Here is a 16,093-nt window from a genome sequence, read left to right on the forward strand (position 1 = left end):
AGGTCTCTGATATGGGACTTTTCCATTCCGGGCAACATCGCAGAGTCACCCGGCCCGTGCCGCGGCCAGACACGCTCCTGCGCAGGCGGCCCGCGGGCGGCGGGGACCGCCGCCTTCGCCAGAGCCGCGAGGCCCTTAAGGCGCGGCCCCGCCCGGCCTTACGCCGGGTCGCGGGCGAACCGCAGATAGGGCAGCTTCTTGTCCAGCGCGCCGTATTTCGCCTCGGCCGCCGCGTCGTCCAGCGCCAGGGCCACGATCACGTCCTGGCCGGGCACCCAGTTTGCCGGCGTCGCCAGCGGCACGCCGTCGGTCTTGCGCACCGCGTCCAGCGCGCGGATGATCTCGGCGAAATTGCGGCCCACCGACATGGGATAGGTCATGGTCAGCCGCACCTTCTTGTCGGGACCGATGATGAAGACGCTGCGGACGGTCGCCGTATGCGCCGGGGTGCGCCCTTCGGTCGGCAGGTCGTGATCGGCGGGCAGCATGCCGTAAGCCTTGGCCACCGTCAGCGAACTGTCGTCGATGATGGCGAAGTCGGCCGGAACGCCGGCCACCTTTTCGATGTCGGCCTTCCATTTGCCGTGGTCCTCGACCGAATCGACGGACACGCCCAGAACCTTGGTGCCGCGCGCCTCGAATTCGGGGACAAGCTGGGCGACGGCGCCGAACTCGGTCGTGCAGACCGGGGTGAAGTCGCGCGGGTGCGAAAAGATCACCACATAGCTGTCGCCGGCCCAGTCGTGAAAGCGGATAGGCCCTTCGGTCGACGGGGCGGTAAAGTCGGGGGCGGTGTCGTTGATGCGCAGGGACATGGCATGCGTCCTTTCGGTTTGTCGTGCGGTGCACACCATAGGGGCCTCGGGCAGGCTTGAAAAGACGATAAGTGAAGTCGTGTTAGTAGGCCCGGTCTTGCGCCCCGCGCAGGCTGGTGCCACGCTATCGCCCGACCAAGCGGCAACGGAGGGGCTGGGCATGAGCGATCTGGCAGACAAGCGGGCATTCTATATCGACGGGGCATGGGTGGCGCCCAGCCAGCCCCACGACCTTGAGGTGATCGACCCCTCGACCGAGGAGCCCATCGCCGTGATCTCGCTGGGCGGGCAGGCCGATACGGACCGCGCGGTCGCGGCCGCCAAGGCGGCCTTCCCGGCCTGGTCGGCAACGCCCCCGGCGGAACGGCTGGCCTGTGTGGAACGCATCCTCGAGATCTACAAGCGTCGTCAGGCCGAGATGGGCCGCGCCATCGAATACGAGATGGGCGCCCCCCAGGACATGGCGGTCGAGGACCAGGCCGGTTGCGGCGCGGGCCATATCGCGACCTTCATCGAGGCGTTCCGCAATTTCGAATTCATCCGCCCGCTGCGGCCCGATACGCCCTCGAGCATGGTCGCGTGGGAACCGATCGGCGTCGTCGGCCTGATCACCCCCTGGAATTGGCCGATGAACCAGGTCACGCTGAAGGTGATCCCGGCGATCCTGGCGGGCAACACCTGCGTTCTGAAGCCGTCCGAAATCGCGCCGCTGTCCTCGGTCCTGTTCAGCGAGATCGTGGACGAGGCCGGGCTGCCGAAAGGGGTCTACAACATGGTGAACGGCGACGGGCAGGGCGTCGGCACCCAGCTTTCGACCCATCCCGATGTCGAGATGATCAGCTTCACCGGCTCGACCCGCGCCGGGATCGCCATCACCAAGGCCGCGGCCGACTCGCTGAAGAAGGTGGCGCTGGAACTGGGTGGCAAGGGCGCGAACCTGGTCTTTGCCGATGCCGACGACAAGGCGGTCGCGCGGGGCGCGCGCCATGTGTTCTACAACAGCGGCCAGTCCTGCAATGCGCCCACCCGGATGCTGGTCGAACGCTCCTTCTATGAAACCGCGGTGGAACAGGCCCGCAAGGTGGCCGAGGAAACCCAGGTCGCGACCGCCCACCAGCCCGGCAGGCACATCGGCCCGGTGGTCAGCAAGCAGCAATGGGACAAGTCCAGGCCTATCCAGAAGGGCATCGACGAGGGCGCCCGCCTGGTCGCCGGCGGCCCCGGCCTTGCCCGAAGGCGTGAACCGCGGCTATTTCGTCCGGCCCACGGTCTTTGCCGATGTCACCAACGACATGACCATCGCCCGGCAGGAAATCTTTGGCCCGGTGCTGTCGATCATCCCCTTCGACACCGAAGACGAGGCCGTGGCCATCGCCAACGACACCGCCTATGGGCTGACGAACTATGTCCAAAGCCAGGACGGCGCCCGCCGCAACCGGCTGGCCCGGCAGCTGCGCGCCGGCATGATCGAGATGAACGGCGAAAGCCGGGGCCGTGGCGCGGCTTTCGGCGGGGTCAAGGCCTCGGGGCGCGCGCGCGAGGGCGGCGTCTGGGGGCTCGAGGAGTTCATGGACAGCAAGCAGATCAGCGGCTGGGACCCGAACGCCTGATCCCTTGGGTCCGATCCCTTCAGGGGCCGCCTCGGGCGGCCCTTTTCATTTTCGCTGTTGCCGCTAACGTGCTGCGGGCAATCATTGGGGGACGGGATGCGCATTGTTTCGGTCGGCGAATGCATGGTGGAGCTGTCGGGCGCGGGCCAGGGCCTGTGGCGCCAGGCCTTTGCCGGGGACACGTTCAACACGGCCTGGTATCTGCGCGCCTTGATGCCGGCGGACGCGCAGGTCGATTACCTGACCTGCGTGGGGCAGGACGCGATTTCGCAGGCCATGGTCGATTTCATCGCCGGCGCCGGCATCGGCACCGGCTGCATCAGCCGCCACCCGACCCGCGCGCCCGGGCTTTACATGATCGACCTGAAGGATGGCGAACGCAGCTTTACCTATTGGCGCGACTCCTCGGCCGCGCGCTGCCTGGCGGACGATCCCGACCATCTGGCGCGCTGCCTGCTGGGGGCGGATCTGGTCTATTTCTCGGGGATCACGCTGGCGATCCTGACCCCGGACCGGCGCCGCGACCTGCTGGCGGCGCTTGCTGCCTCGGGCGCGCGCGTGGCCTTCGACAGCAACATGCGTCTGCGCCTGTGGTCGGATGCCGACGAGATGCGCGACTGGATCATGAAGGCCGCCGTCGTCGCCCATATCGCCCTGCCCAGCTTTGACGAGGAATCGCAGTATTTCGGGGATGCCGACCCGGCGCGCACCGCCGCGCGCTATCGCGATGCCGGCGTGGCCGAGGTGCTGGTCAAGAACGGCGGCGGCGACATGCTGGGCATCGACGCCGAGGGGCGCAGCCATCCTCTGCCCTGTCCCGAGCGTATCACCCCGGTCGACACGACGGGCGCGGGCGACAGCTTCAACGGCGGCTACTTGTCCGCGCGGCTGGCGGGCCAAGACATGGAGCATGCCGCGACGCGCGGCCATGCGACCGCGGCCGAGGTCATCCGCCGGCCGGGCGCGCTGATCGATCCGGACCTGCTGCGGACCGGCGCCGCGTGATTGCGTATACATTAATCTTTCGCCAGCCAAGCGGCAAGAAAGCTGGTCAGATGCAAGAAAGGGCTTGATCGGAGACCGGCTTCCTGCCAGCCTGCCCAACAATGGATACCTTTGGGAGGAGGGACTCTATGGCCTCGGTCACGATCCGGGACGTGCGCAAATCCTATGGCGCGGTCGAGGTGATGCATGGCGTCAGCGTCGACATCGAGGAAGGGGAGTTCGTCGTCCTGGTCGGCCCCTCGGGCTGCGGCAAGTCCACCCTGCTGCGGATGCTGGCCGGGCTGGAACATATCACCTCGGGCCAGATCCTGATCGGCGAAAAGGTCGTGAACGACCTGCCGCCCAAGGATCGCGACATTGCGATGGTGTTCCAGAACTATGCGCTGTACCCGCATCTGACGGTGGCGGAAAACATGGGCTTTTCGCTGAAGCTCGCCGGCGTCAAACGCGCCGAGATCGCCGAGCGGGTCAAGCCCGCTGCCGAGATCCTGGGCCTGGCCCATCTTCTGGACCGCTATCCGCGCCAGCTGTCTGGGGGCCAGCGCCAGCGCGTGGCCATGGGCCGCGCCATCGTGCGCGACCCGCAGGTGTTCCTGTTCGACGAGCCGCTGTCGAACCTTGACGCCAAGCTGCGCGTGACCATGCGCACCGAAATCAAGAACCTGCACAACCGGCTCAAGACCACGACCGTCTACGTCACCCACGACCAGATCGAGGCGATGACCATGGCCGACAAGATCGTGGTCATGCACGACGGCCGCGTCGAACAGATCGGCACCCCGCTGGACCTTTACGACCGCCCCGACAACCTGTTCGTCGCGGGCTTCATCGGCAGCCCCGCGATGAACATGATCTCGGGCGAGGCGCGGGACGGCAGCTTCGTCACGCCGGGCGGCCAGCGCCTGCCGGTCCGGGCCGCGCCCCAGGGGCGCAAGCTGATCTATGGCGCCCGCCCCGAGGCGATCACCCTGGGCGGCGACATCCCCCTGACGATCGAGGTGATCGAACCCACGGGCGCCGAAACCTATGTCGTGGGCCAGATGGGCGGCCAGCCCGTCACCTGCGTCTTTCGCGCGCGCGTCGATGCCCGCCCGGGCGACGTGATCCAGGTCGCGATCGACCCCGATGCGGTGCACCTGTTCGACGCCGACAGCGGGGTGCGCCTTTCGACCTAGCCCCCGGCCGGGGGCGACAGGGCCGGCAAACGGCCGCATTGCACTTTGGGAGGAGTGAAGCAATGTCCATCGACCGCAGGAAACTTCTGCAAGGCGGCGCCGTTCTGGCGGCGGGCGCCGTGCTTTCGACACCCTTCGTCCGCCGCGCCCAGGCCCAGGGCGCCGCCATGACCTTTACGCCCGAACAGGGCGCCAGCCTGCGCCTGCTGCGCTGGGTACCCTTCGTCAAGGGCGAGGAGGATGCCTGGAACGCCAACACCAAGGCCTTCACGGACGCCACCGGCGTCGAGGTCCGCATCGACCAGGAAAGCTGGGAGGACGTGCGCCCCAAGGCCGCCGTCGCGGCCAACGTGGGTTCGGGCCCGGACATGGTGATGAGCTGGTTCGACGACCCCTTCCAGTATCCCGACAAGCTGGTCGACGTGACCGACCTGTGCACCATGCTGGGCGAAAAGAACGGCGGCTGGTATGACGGGCTGCGCGGCTATGGCGAACAGGACGGCAGGTTCATCTCGACGCCGCTGTGCGCCATCGGCAACGCCATCTGCTATCGCGACAGCCACATGAAGGCGGCCGGGTTCGAGGAGTTCCCGACCGACACCGACGGCTTCCTGAAGCTTTGCGCCGCGCTCAAGGAAAAGGGCACGCCGGCGGGCTTCCCCTTCGGCAAGGCGGTGGGCGACGGCAACAACTTTGCCCACTGGCTCTTGTGGAGCCACGGCGGCCAGACCGTCAACGAGGCGGGCGAGGTCGCGATCAACACCCCCGAGACGGCGGCGGCGATCGAATATGCCAAGCAGCTTTACGCCACCTTCATCCCCGGCACGGAAAGCTGGCTGGACATCAACAACAACCGCGCCTTCCTGTCGGGCGACATCTCGCTGACCGCGAACGGCGTCTCGCTATACTACGCCGCGCTGAAGGACGAGGCGACCAAGGCCCTGGCCGAGGACATCCGCACCTCGAACCTGCCCATCGGCCCGGTCGGCAAGTCGGTCGAGCTGCACCAGACCTCGACCATCTCGATCTTCCAGCACTGCAAGTTCCCGAACGCCGCCAAGGCCTATCTGGAGTGGATGTATCAGCCCGACCATATGAACGCCTGGCTGACCGGGGCCAGCGCCTATTGCTGCCAGGCGCTCAAGGGGTTCGCGGACAACCCGGTCTGGACCTCGAACCCGGTGCATGCGCCCTATGCCAAGGCCTCCGAAAGCCTGCGCCCGAACGGCTATGCCGGCCCGCTGGGACCGGCCTCGGCCGGGGTCATGGCCGATTACGTCCTGGTCGACATGTTCGCCGAGGCGGTGACCGGCCAGCGTTCGACCGAGGACGCGATCCGCAACGCCGAACGCCGCATCGCCCGCTATTACCGCTAAGGCCATGCCGGGCGCGCCGCCTGGCGCGCCCCAGCCTTGGCCCGCAGAAAGGATCTGGACAGGATGCCTCCGGTGCCCGAACGCAACGCCTCAGTCTGGAGGCGCTTTGTCGAAAGCCGTAACGGCCTTGGCTTTCTTTTCATGCTGCCCGCGGCGGCGTTCCTGCTGTGCTTCCTGACCTATCCGCTGGGCCTGGGGGTCTGGCTGGGCTTTACCGATGCCCGCATCGGTCGGCCTGGCGAATGGATCGGGCTGGAAAACTATCTGTGGCTGATGGACGACCCGGTCTTCTGGCTGTCCGTCTTCAACACCCTGTTCTATACGACCGTCGCCTCGGTCCTGAAGTTCGGGCTGGGGCTGTGGCTGGCCTTGCTGCTGAACCGGCACCTGCCCTTCAAGAACCTGTTCCGGGCCATCATCCTGCTGCCCTGGGTGGTGCCCACGGTGCTGTCGGCCCTGGCCTTCTGGTGGATCTTCGACAGCCAGTTCTCGATCATTTCCTGGGTGCTGATGAAGTGGGGCATCATCAGCCAGCCGATCAACTTCCTGGGCGATCCCTGGAATGCACGCTGGTCGGTCATCGCGGCCAACGTCTGGCGCGGCATCCCCTTTGTCGCGATCTCGCTGCTGGCGTTGTTCGCAAACCATCGCATTCGCTGAAAAGGCTGGCAGGCCATCGCCGGCGCCACGCCCCGGTCATTGATCACGTAAGCGTTGACGCTGCCGCTGCTGCCGATTTGGCGCGGCTCGATCCATAGGTCATCTTTTAGGATAGCGAGCGCTTTCTGCACGCGCGGCGGGCCGGTCAAGGCCACCCACCTGATGGCGACGCTCAGCTTCCAGCGTGCGATCCCGGGCGGGCAACTGGGCGAGGGCGCGGCCATCGCCGTCGCCATGATCCCCTTCCTGCTGGCGGCGATCCTGTTCAGCTTCTTCGGCCTGCAGCGCCGCAAATGGCAACAGGGAGCAGACTGAGATGTCCCAGACCGTCACCGACGACCACCAGGGCCTGGACCAGTTCGAAAGCCGCACCCGCAAGATCTTCGTGGTCTGGCTGCCGCTTCTGGTGTTCCTGTTCGTGCTGTTGTTCCCGTTCTACTGGATGACCATCACGGCGGTTAAGCCGAACAACCAGTTGACGGACTATCAGAACCACAGCCCGTTCTGGGTGGTGGGCCCGACGCTTCAGCATGTGAAATACCTGCTGTTCGAAACCTCCTATCCAGGCTGGTTGTGGAACACGCTGGTGGTGGCGGTCGCCTCGACTTTCCTGTCGCTGTTCGCATCGGTCTTTGCGGCCTATGCGATCGAAAGGCTGCGGTTCCGAGGGGCGCGCGTCACGGGCCTGCTGATCTTCCTGGCCTATCTGGTGCCGCCCTCGATCCTGTTCATCCCGCTGTCGGTGATCGTCTATCAACTGGGGATCTTCGACAGCAAGCTGGCGCTGATCCTGACCTATCCGACCTTCCTGATCCCGTTCTGCACCTGGCTGTTGATGGGCTATTTCCGATCGATCCCTTACGAGCTCGAGGAATCGGCGCTGGTCGATGGGGCGACGCGCTGGCAGATCCTGACCAAGATCGTGCTGCCCCTGGCCGTGCCGGGGCTGATCTCGGCGGGAATCTTCGCCTTCACGCTGTCATGGAACGAATTCATCTATGCGCTGACCTTCATCTCCAGTTCGGAAAACAAGACCATCCCCGTGGGCGTCCTGACCGAACTGGTCCGCGGCGACATCTATGAATGGGGCGCCTTGATGAGCGGTGCGCTGCTGGGATCCCTGCCGGTGGTGATCCTCTATTCCTTCTTCGTGGATTACTACGTCAGCTCCATGACTGGCGCCGTGAAGGAGTAAGGGGGGCTCCGCCCCCGTCCCTGCGGGACTCCCCCAGGGTATTTGGAAAACAGTGAAAGCAGGAGGGTGCCGCCTTCTGCTTTCACCGTTTCGGAAATACCCTCCGGGGGTCCGGGGGGTGGAAAACCCCCGGCTTGCGGCGTCAATAGGTCGCGCGGCCGCCCGAGATGTCGAACACCGCGCCGGTCGAAAAGGCGCAGTCCTCGGAGGCAAGCCAGGCAACCAGGGCTGCCGCCTCATCCGGCTCCAGGAAACGGTTCATCGGGATCTTGGACAGCATGTAGTCGATATGCTGCTGCGTCATCTGGTCGAAGATCGGCGTGCGCGCGGCCGCCGGGGTGATCGCATTGACCAGCACGCCGGTGCCGGCCAGTTCCTTGCCCAGCGATTTCGTCAGCGCGATCAGCCCGGCCTTGGAGGCCGAGTAATGCGCGGCGTTCGGGTTGCCCTCCTTGGCGGCGATCGAGGCTATGTTGACGATGCGGCCATAGCCGCGGGCGATCATGCCGGGAACCAGGGCGCGGCAGATGACATAGGGGGCGTTCAGGTTCACCTCGATCACCTGGCGCCAGGTGGCGGGGTCCAGTTCCCATGTCGGGGCATTGCCGCCGGTGATGCCGGCGTTGTTGACCAGGATGTCCACCTCGCCTGCGGCCTGGGCCGCATCCAGGATCTGGTTGTCGTCGGCCAGTTCCACGGCGCGGCTGGTCGCGGCTGGACCAAGCTCTGCGGCCGCGCGGGCGGCGGCATCGCCATCGCGGTCCCAGATGACGACGCGGGCGCCGCTTTCGACGAAGCGCCTGGCGATGGCAAGGCCCAGGCCCTGCGCGCCGCCGGTCACGACCGCAAGCCGGTCCTTCAGGTCGATCTGGTTCATCTTCTCTCCCATTCTGTCATCAAGCCAGCCCGTTCGCCCCCAGCGAGCGGCGCAGCAATTCCATCTGCTGGGCGTCGGCACGGTCGCGGTGGGCGCTGTGCCGTTCGCGGGCCAAGCCGCGGTCTCCGGCGCGCAGGGCTGCCAGGATCAAGCGGTGTTCGCGGTCGGAATCCTCGGGCAGCGGGCGCAGCGGCAGGATCATCAGCCGGGCGCGGTACTGCTGGCCCCAGAAGGCGCTGATCGCGTCCTGCAGGCGCTGGTTGCCGCACAGGGCCACGATGGCGGCGTGGAATTCGTCGTCAATGTCCGACCAGCGGGTGATGTCGCCCGCCGCCGTCGCGGCCTCCATCTGGTCCAGCATCCGGGTCAGGGCCTGTGCCTCGGGTTCGGTCAGGCCCCGGGCGGCGGCCAGTTCCACCGCCCGCACCTCGAGTGCCGAGAACACGTTCAGGATATGGCCGAAATCCTGCAGGGACAACGCCTTGACCGTGACGCCGTGGCGCGGGCGGACCTCGACCAGGCCCTCCTCCTCGAGCTTGATGACGGCCTCGCGCACGGGGGTGCGCGACAGCGACAAAAGCGCCGCCAGTTCGGTTTCCAGCAGCGTCGTGCCGGGCGCAAGCCGCCCGGTCAGGATGCGATAACGCAGATCGTGATAGGCCCGGTCGCGCGCCGGCATCTCGGTCAGCCCCTGCAGGCTGGGCACCGGGCGCGAGGCGCGGACCCGCCTGGGAGGCATGGGATCACCCGGCCGCATCTGCCGTGTCGCGGATATGGGCGCGGATGATCGACTGGAAGTCGGGGTCCGCGGTAAACCCTGCCGCCAGGGCCCGGTCGGGCGCGAAGTCCTGCGGCCAGCCGGCGACGATGCCGCGGATGGTGGCGTCGGGTTCGCGCCTGATGCGGGCCACGGCCTCGTCCCCCGCGACCGCGCGCAGCGCCTCGATCATCTCGGTGATGCTGACGCACAGGCCCGGCATGGTCAGGCAGCGCCGCGCGCCTAGGGGGGCGGTGTCCATGGTCGCGGCATGGATCAGGAAGCCCACCGCCGCATCGGGGCTGGCGACCCAGTGGCGCACCGTGTCGTCGACCGGCAGCACCGCGTCCAGTCCCGCCAGGGGTTCGCGGATGATGCCCGAGAAGAACCCCGAGGCCGCCTTGTTCGGCTTGCCGGGCCGGACCACGATGGTGGGCAGGCGGATGCCGATGCCGTCGAAGATGCCCTTGCGGGAATAGTCGTTCAGCAGCAGTTCGCCGATCATCTTCTGCGTGCCATAGCTGGTCATCGGCGCGGTGATGAAGGTGTCGGTGATCTTGTCCTCGAAGGGCGCGCCAAAGACGGCGATGGACGAGGTATAGACCACGCGCGGGTGGTAGTCGGAGCCCTGCGCGCGGATTGCCTCGAACAGGTGGCGGGTACCGTCCAGGTTGATGGCATAGCCCTTGTCGAAATCGGCCTCGGCATCGCCCGAGAGATGGCGGCAAGGTGGAAGATCACGTCGGGGCGGTCGGCCACCAGCTGGTCGACCGTCGCCCGGTCGGAGATGTCGCCGGCGATCTCGGTCACCTTGTCGCGGGTCGACAGCCCGGGCTCAACCACGTCGAAGGCGGTTAGTGCATCCACAGGCTTTCCGCCAAGCGCGCCGTCCTTCAGGACGGTTTCCGCCAGGCGGCGGCCAACCATGCCAGCGGCCCCGATGATCAACAGCTTCATGTCCGCCTCCTCTCCGGCTGGTCCGTTTATGTATACATTGGCAAATCCGACGGCGCCAGAGGGTCCAGCAGGTCGCGCGCGGCCAGAGCGCACAGCGCGCCGGTTCCGAAGCGCCATTCGGGACATTCGGTGGACAGCCGCACGGTGTTTTGCAGCGCACCCAGCCGTGGCTCGCTGATCGTCACCACGTCGCCGGGATGATGGGTAAAGCCCTGGCCCGGAGCATCGCGGTCCTGGGTCGGGGCGAACAGCGTGCCCAGAAACAGCATGGCCCCGTCCGGGTACTGGTGATGGCGGCCCAGCATCTGCGCCACCAGGTCGGCCGGATCGCGGCTGATCTGGGACATCGACGACGCGCCGTCCAGCACGAAGCCGTCCTGCCCTTCGACCCGCAGGGTCAGTTCGGCCCGCCGCACATGGTCCAGCGTATAGTCGGCATCGAACAGCCGGATCATCGGGCCGATGGCGCAACTGGCGTTGTTGTCCTTGGCCTTGCCCAGCAGCAGGGCCGAGCGCCCCTCGACGTCGCGCAGGTTCACGTCATTGCCAAGGGTCGCGCCCTTGATCCGGCCCCGGCTGTCCACGGCCAGCACGATCTCCGGCTCGGGGTTGTTCCAGCGGCTGATCGGGTGCAGGCCCACGTCCGCGCCATGGCCCACGGCGGCCATGGGCTGGCATTTGGTGAAGATCTCGGCGTCGGGGCCGATCCCGACCTCGAGATATTGCGACCACAGGCCCTCGGCGATCAGCAGGTCCTTGACGCGGGCGGCCTCGGCGCTGCCGGGCTTGATGCCGCGCAGGCTGGCGCCAATGGCCGCGCCGATGCGGGTGCGGATCGCCTCGGCCGCGCCGGCGTCGCCGGCGGCCTTTTCCTCGGTCACGCGTTCGACCATCGAGGCGGCGAAGGTCACGCCGCTGGCCTTGACCGCCTGCAGGTCGCAGGGCGCCAGCAGGCGATGCTCGGCCACCGGCGTGCCCGGGGTCGCCCGCACATGGGCAACCGGATCGTCCAGTTCGATCAGGTCGCGCATGGTCGGGACCGTGCGGCTGGTGATATCGACCAGGGCGCCGTCGCGCAGGGTGACAAGGCAGGGGCCGATGCCGGGCCGCCAGACGCGGCCGACGAAGATACCGTCCTGGGGCAGATCCATCATTTCCCCCAGCGCAGCGCCACGGGGTCCAGCGGCCGGACCAGGTCCAGCAGTATGGCGCGGGTCGCGGGATGCAGAGGCGGGATCGGGTGGCGGCTGAAATCGGACCGGATCACGCCGCCTTCGCGCATCACCGCCTTGGCCGACAGGAAGCCGCATTGCCGGTTTTCGTGGTTCACCGCCGGCAGGATGCGGGCATAGGCCGCGGTCGCCGCCGCCCGGTCGCCGGCCGCCCAATGGGTCAACACCGGCTTGATCTGGTCAGGGATCATGGCGCTGGTCATGGTGCCGGTCGCGCCTGCGTCCAGGTCGGCCAGCAGCGTGATCGCCTCTTCGCCGTCGAAGGGGCCCTCGATGGCGTCGCCCCCGGCCTCGATCAGCGCACGCAGCTTGGCGGCGGCGCGCGGGCATTCGATCTTGAACAGCTTCACCTGCTCGATCTCGCGCGCCATGCGGACCAGCAGCGGCACCGGCAGGTCCACGCCCGACAGCGGCGCGTCCTGGATCATGATCGGAAGGCCGACCTTGGAGACCTCGGCGAACTGCTCGTAGGTCTGCTCGGCCGTGCCCTTCAGCAGCGCGCCGTGATAGGGCGGCATGATCATGACCATGGCCGCACCCAGATCCCTGGCCAGCCGGGCGCGTTCGACCACGATGGGCGTCGCATAATGGCTGATCGTCACGATCACCGGCACCCGGCCCGCGACATGTTCCAGGGACAGCCGGGTCAACGTCTCGCGTTCCGCGTCCGAGATCAGGAACTGTTCCGAGAAATTGGCCAGCACGCAGATGCCGTCTACGCCCTGGTCCACCATGCAGTCCAGGATGCGGCGGTTGCCGTCCAGGTCCAGCGACCCGTCGTCCCTGAACGCAATCGGCGCCACCGGCCAGATGCCCGAATATTTTGCCATGAAGGCCCCCTCCGTAACTCGGGCCGGATGGTATACCAAAATTCGCCACGCGCAAGTTGCCCCCTTCCCCGAACCGCCGTTCTGGTATACCAAATTTCCAGCCAAAGCCGTCCGGTGGATGCCACAAAGGGGCCCGATCATGGGAAACACACGCGCAAACAAACGCTTCCGTTCGCAGGAGTGGTTCGACAACCCGAACAACCCCGGCATGACGGCACTTTATATCGAGCGTTACCTGAACCAGCAGTTCACGCGCGAGGAGCTGCAGTCGGCGCGGCCGATCATCGGCATCGCGCAGACCGGCTCCGACCTGTCGCCCTGCAACCGCCACCACCTGATGGACCGGCAAGGCCGGCATCCGCGAGGCCGGCGGAATCCCCATCGAGTTTCCCGTCCACCCGATCCAGGAAACCAGCAAGCGCCCGACGGCGGGGCTGGACCGCAACCTGGCCTATCTGGGCCTGGTCGAGGTCCTGCACGGCTATCCCCTGGACGGGGTCGTCCTGACCACCGGCTGCGACAAGACCACGCCCGCCATGCTGATGGGCGCGGCAACCGTCGACATTCCCGCGATCACGCTGAACGGCGGGCCGATGCTGGACGGCTGGTGGAAGGGGCAGCGCGCCGGGTCCGGCACTGTGGTCTGGGAAAGCCGCCGCCTGCTGTCCGAAGGCAAGATCGACTATGAGGAGTTCATGTCGCGGGTCTGCGCCAGCGCCCCCAGCCTTGGTCATTGCAACACCATGGGCACCGCCAGCACCATGAACGCCATGGCCGAGGCTTTGGGCATGTCGCTGACCGGCTGTTCCGCCATCCCCGCGCCCTTCCGCGAGCGGATGAACATGGCCTATCTGACCGGCAAGCGCATCGTGGACATGGTCTATGAGGACCTCAAGCCCAGCGACATCCTGACCAGGGCTGCGTTCGAGAACGCCATCGTCGTGAACTCGGCCATCGGCGGGTCGACCAACGCGCCGCCGCATCTGCAGGCCATCGCCCGCCATATCGGCGTCGAACTGGACGTGACCGACTGGCAAAAGATCGGCTTCGACGTGCCCCTGCTCGTCAACATGCAGCCGGCGGGCGAATACCTGGGCGAAAGCTTCTTTCATGCCGGGGGCGTGCCCGCGGTGATGGGCGAGCTGAAAAAGGCCGGCCGGCTGCACGAAGACTGCATGACCGTCACCGGGCAGAAGATGGGCCAGAACCTGATCGGCTGGGAAAGCCGCGATCCGCTGGTGATCCGGCCTTATGATCAGCCGTTGCGGGAAAACGCGGGCTTCATCGTGCTGCGCGGCAACCTGTTCGAATCCGCCATCATGAAGACCAGCGTGATCTCGGCCGAGTTCCGGGACCGCTATCTGTCGACCAGGGCCGCGAAGGCGTGCACGAGGCCCGCGCCATCGTCTTCGAGGGCCCCGAGGATTACCATGAGCGCATCAACGATCCCGCGCTGGCGATCGACGAAAACTGCATCCTGTTCATCCGGGGCGGGGCCGGTCGGCTATCCCGGCGCGGCCGAGGTGGTGAACATGCGCGCGCCCGACGCTCTGATCCGGGCCGGCATCCATTCGCTGCCCTGCATCGGCGACGGACGGCAATCCGGCACCTCCGGCTCGCCCTCGATCCTGAACGCCTCGCCCGAGGCGGCGGTGGGCGGCGGGCTGGCGTTACTGAAAACCGGCGATAAGGTGCGGCTGGACCTGAACGCGGGACGGATGGATGCGCTGGTGGATGAGGCCGAATGGCAGGCCCGCAAGGATGCCTGGGTTCCCCCCGTGCTGGAAAGCCAGACCCCGTGGGAGGAGATCTATCGCCGCGAAGTCGGCCAGCTTGCCCAGGGCGGCTGCCTGGAACTCGCGACCGCCTATCAGAAGACCCGGCAGACCCTGCCGCGCGACAATCACTAAGGGGGGACGATGCAGAACATCCTGATCACCGGCGGCGGCAGCGGCATCGGCCGCGTCACCGCGCGCCTGTTCCTGGAACGCGGCTGGCGGGTCGGCCTGATCGGCCGGCGCCAGGATGCGCTTGAGGAGACGGCAGCCGGGAACCCGAACGCGCTGGTCCTGCCCTGCGATGTCACCGATCCCCAGGCGGTGGATGCGGCCTTTGCCCGCGCGGCCGGCGAATGGGGCCGGCTGGATGTCCTGTTCAACAACGCAGGCGCGGTCCTGATGTCCAAGCTGATCGACGAGATCAGCATCGAGGACTGGCGCCGGGTGACGGATGTGAACATCACCGGCATGTTCCTGTGCGCCCGCGCCGCCTTTCGCCAGATGCGGACGCAAGACCCGATGGGCGGGCGGATCATCAACAACGGCTCGGTCTCGGCCGATGTGCCGCGCCCCGGCTCGGTGCCCTATACGGTGTCGAAACACGCCGTCACCGGGCTGACGCGCACGCTGTCGCTGGACGGGCGGCCCTATAACATCGCCTGCGGGCAGGTGGACGTGGGCAATGCGCTGACCGACATGGCCCAGGCGATGACCAAGGGCGTGCCGCAGGCCGACGGCTCGGTCAAGGTCGAGCCGGTGATGGACGCGACCGAGGTGGCGCGCGCGGTTTACCACATGGCCTCGATGCCCGAAGGGACGAACATCCAGTGGCTGACGGTGATGGCCACGAACATGCCCTATATCGGGCGGGGCTGAGGGGGCGGGATGGGCAAGGTTCTGGCCATCGGCCCCTATTCCGACCGTGACGCGGCGGCGCTGCGGGACGATTTCGACGCGGTTTTTCTGCCCGGCCTCGATGATCTGGCGGGCCTTTCCCCCGAGGATCGCGCGGGCGCGGTGGCGCTGGCCTATCTGGGGCACCGTCCGCTGGACGGCGCCGTCATGGACCAGCTGCCCGGTCTGCGGGTGATCGCGAACTTCGGCGTGGGCTTCGACGCCATCGACGTGCCGGCCGCCACCGCGCGCGGCATCGCCGTCACCAACACGCCCGAGGTGCTGAACGACGATGTGGCCGACCTGGCCGTCGCGCTGCTGATCGCCGAAAACCGCCGCCTGAACGGGGCCGAGGGATGGTTGCGCGCCGGCCGCTGGGCCCAGGGCGGCGATTATCCCCTGGCCCGCAAGATGTCGGGCCGGCGGGTCGGCATCCTTGGCCTTGGCCGCATCGGGCGCGAGATCGCCGACCGCCTGGCGGCCTTCAAATGCGAGCTTCACTATTTCTCGCGCAGCGAAAACCGACCCCCGGCTGGACCTGGCATGCCGATCCGGTGGCGCTGGCCCGGGCGGTGGACGACCTGGTCGTCGCCGTCGTGGGCGGGCCGGACACGCAGGGCCTGGTCTCGGCCGAGGTGATCGCCGCACTGGGGCCGGACGGGATCATCGTGAACATCGCCCGCGGCTCGGTCATCAATGAGGCCGCGTTGCTGGATGCGCTGGAAGGCGGGGCCTTGCGCGGCGCGGGCCTCGACGTGTTCCGGGGCGAGCCGCATGTCGACCCGCGCTTTCTGGCGCTGCCCAACGTCACGCTGTTGCCGCATGTGGCGTCCGCCACGGCCGAGACGCGCGCTGCGATGGGCGCCTGGCAGCGGCAGAACCTGCGCGCCGTGCTGGATGGACGGCCCGCCGTCACGCCGGTCAACTGAGGG

General features: G+C 67.3%; 15 protein-coding genes and 2 pseudogenes. 10 read left to right on the top strand and 7 right to left on the bottom strand.

All coding sequences use genetic code 11. From position 1 onward, the window contains the following. Positions 1-158: 158 nt before the first annotated feature. Positions 159-815 carry a redoxin domain-containing protein gene (locus DPM13_RS08225; protein WP_112887811.1) on the bottom strand — a complete coding sequence of 219 codons (657 nt, stop codon included), beginning with the start codon at positions 813-815 and terminating at the stop codon, positions 159-161. A gap of 169 nt (positions 816-984) precedes the next feature. On the opposite strand from DPM13_RS08225, the pseudogene DPM13_RS08230 reads away from it, so the two are divergent. The 7 genes and pseudogenes from DPM13_RS08230 to DPM13_RS08255 all read left to right on the top strand — a co-directional run bounded on the left by DPM13_RS08230 (position 985) and on the right by DPM13_RS08255 (position 7,836). Further along, positions 985-2,425: pseudogene (locus DPM13_RS08230) on the top strand (aldehyde dehydrogenase family protein). 96 nt (positions 2,426-2,521) lie between these two features. Further along, positions 2,522-3,430, top strand: a complete 909-nt coding sequence (locus DPM13_RS08235) for a sugar kinase (protein WP_112887812.1) — start codon at positions 2,522-2,524, stop codon at positions 3,428-3,430. Between the two features lie 128 nt (positions 3,431-3,558). Then, positions 3,559-4,605 (top strand): ABC transporter ATP-binding protein, encoded by a 1,047-nt coding sequence (locus DPM13_RS08240; RefSeq protein WP_112887813.1) that lies wholly within the window; start codon positions 3,559-3,561, stop codon positions 4,603-4,605. Positions 4,606-4,667: 62 nt separating this feature from the next. Next, a complete protein-coding gene (locus tag DPM13_RS08245; RefSeq protein WP_112887814.1) occupies positions 4,668-5,981 on the top strand; it encodes an ABC transporter substrate-binding protein in 1,314 nt (437 codons plus the stop codon). 72 nt (positions 5,982-6,053) lie between these two features. Further along, a complete protein-coding gene (locus DPM13_RS22600) occupies positions 6,054-6,641 on the top strand; it encodes a carbohydrate ABC transporter permease (protein WP_223252450.1) in 588 nt (195 codons plus the stop codon). Between the two features lie 54 nt (positions 6,642-6,695). Next, positions 6,696-6,956: a hypothetical protein gene (locus DPM13_RS22605; RefSeq protein WP_223252451.1), complete on the top strand. Its 261-nt coding sequence runs from the start codon at positions 6,696-6,698 to the stop codon at positions 6,954-6,956. Position 6,957: 1 nt separating this feature from the next. Then, complete coding sequence (locus DPM13_RS08255) at positions 6,958-7,836, top strand: carbohydrate ABC transporter permease (protein WP_028719175.1); 879 nt, start codon at positions 6,958-6,960, stop codon at positions 7,834-7,836. 142 nt (positions 7,837-7,978) lie between these two features. Here DPM13_RS08255 and DPM13_RS08260 read toward each other — a convergent pair whose 3' ends face one another. From DPM13_RS08260 to DPM13_RS08280, 6 genes are read right to left on the bottom strand one after another with little or no spacing between them, the layout of a single operon-like run. After that, a complete protein-coding gene (locus DPM13_RS08260) occupies positions 7,979-8,713 on the bottom strand; it encodes an SDR family NAD(P)-dependent oxidoreductase (RefSeq protein ID WP_112888730.1) in 735 nt (244 codons plus the stop codon). Positions 8,714-8,732: 19 nt separating this feature from the next. After that, positions 8,733-9,452: a GntR family transcriptional regulator gene (locus DPM13_RS08265; protein WP_223252452.1), complete on the bottom strand. Its 720-nt coding sequence runs from the start codon at positions 9,450-9,452 to the stop codon at positions 8,733-8,735. Between the two features lie 4 nt (positions 9,453-9,456). Continuing rightward, complete coding sequence (locus tag DPM13_RS08270; protein ID WP_317616442.1) at positions 9,457-10,110, bottom strand: NAD-dependent epimerase/dehydratase family protein; 654 nt, start codon at positions 10,108-10,110, stop codon at positions 9,457-9,459. Continuing rightward, the gene (locus tag DPM13_RS25940) at positions 9,996-10,427 is read right to left on the bottom strand and encodes an NAD-dependent epimerase/dehydratase family protein (RefSeq protein WP_317616417.1); all 432 of its coding nucleotides are present in this window, start codon (positions 10,425-10,427) and stop codon (positions 9,996-9,998) included. The genes DPM13_RS08270 and DPM13_RS25940 overlap by 115 nt, the downstream gene beginning before the upstream one ends. Positions 10,428-10,453: 26 nt before the next feature. Then, on the bottom strand, positions 10,454-11,581 hold the full coding sequence (locus tag DPM13_RS08275) for a fumarylacetoacetate hydrolase family protein (RefSeq protein WP_112887816.1): 1,128 nt from the start codon (positions 11,579-11,581) through the stop codon (positions 10,454-10,456). After that, complete coding sequence (locus DPM13_RS08280; protein ID WP_112887817.1) at positions 11,578-12,489, bottom strand: dihydrodipicolinate synthase family protein; 912 nt, start codon at positions 12,487-12,489, stop codon at positions 11,578-11,580. The genes DPM13_RS08275 and DPM13_RS08280 overlap by 4 nt, the downstream gene beginning before the upstream one ends. Positions 12,490-12,890: 401 nt before the next feature. Here DPM13_RS08280 and DPM13_RS08285 point away from each other — a divergent pair, with 401 nt between their 5' ends. The 3 genes and pseudogenes from DPM13_RS08285 to DPM13_RS08295 all read left to right on the top strand — a co-directional run bounded on the left by DPM13_RS08285 (position 12,891) and on the right by DPM13_RS08295 (position 16,090). Beyond that, positions 12,891-14,399: an IlvD/Edd family dehydratase gene (locus tag DPM13_RS08285; RefSeq protein ID WP_262983329.1), complete on the top strand. Its 1,509-nt coding sequence runs from the start codon at positions 12,891-12,893 to the stop codon at positions 14,397-14,399. 9 nt (positions 14,400-14,408) lie between these two features. Continuing rightward, positions 14,409-15,143 (top strand): SDR family oxidoreductase, encoded by a 735-nt coding sequence (locus tag DPM13_RS08290; protein WP_112887819.1) that lies wholly within the window; start codon positions 14,409-14,411, stop codon positions 15,141-15,143. Between the two features lie 9 nt (positions 15,144-15,152). Further along, positions 15,153-16,090 (top strand): annotated as a pseudogene (locus tag DPM13_RS08295) (2-hydroxyacid dehydrogenase). Positions 16,091-16,093 lie beyond the last annotated feature (3 nt).

Origin of the sequence: Paracoccus mutanolyticus, assembly GCF_003285265.1 — a bacterium.
GTDB lineage: Bacteria > Pseudomonadota > Alphaproteobacteria > Rhodobacterales > Rhodobacteraceae > Paracoccus > Paracoccus yeei.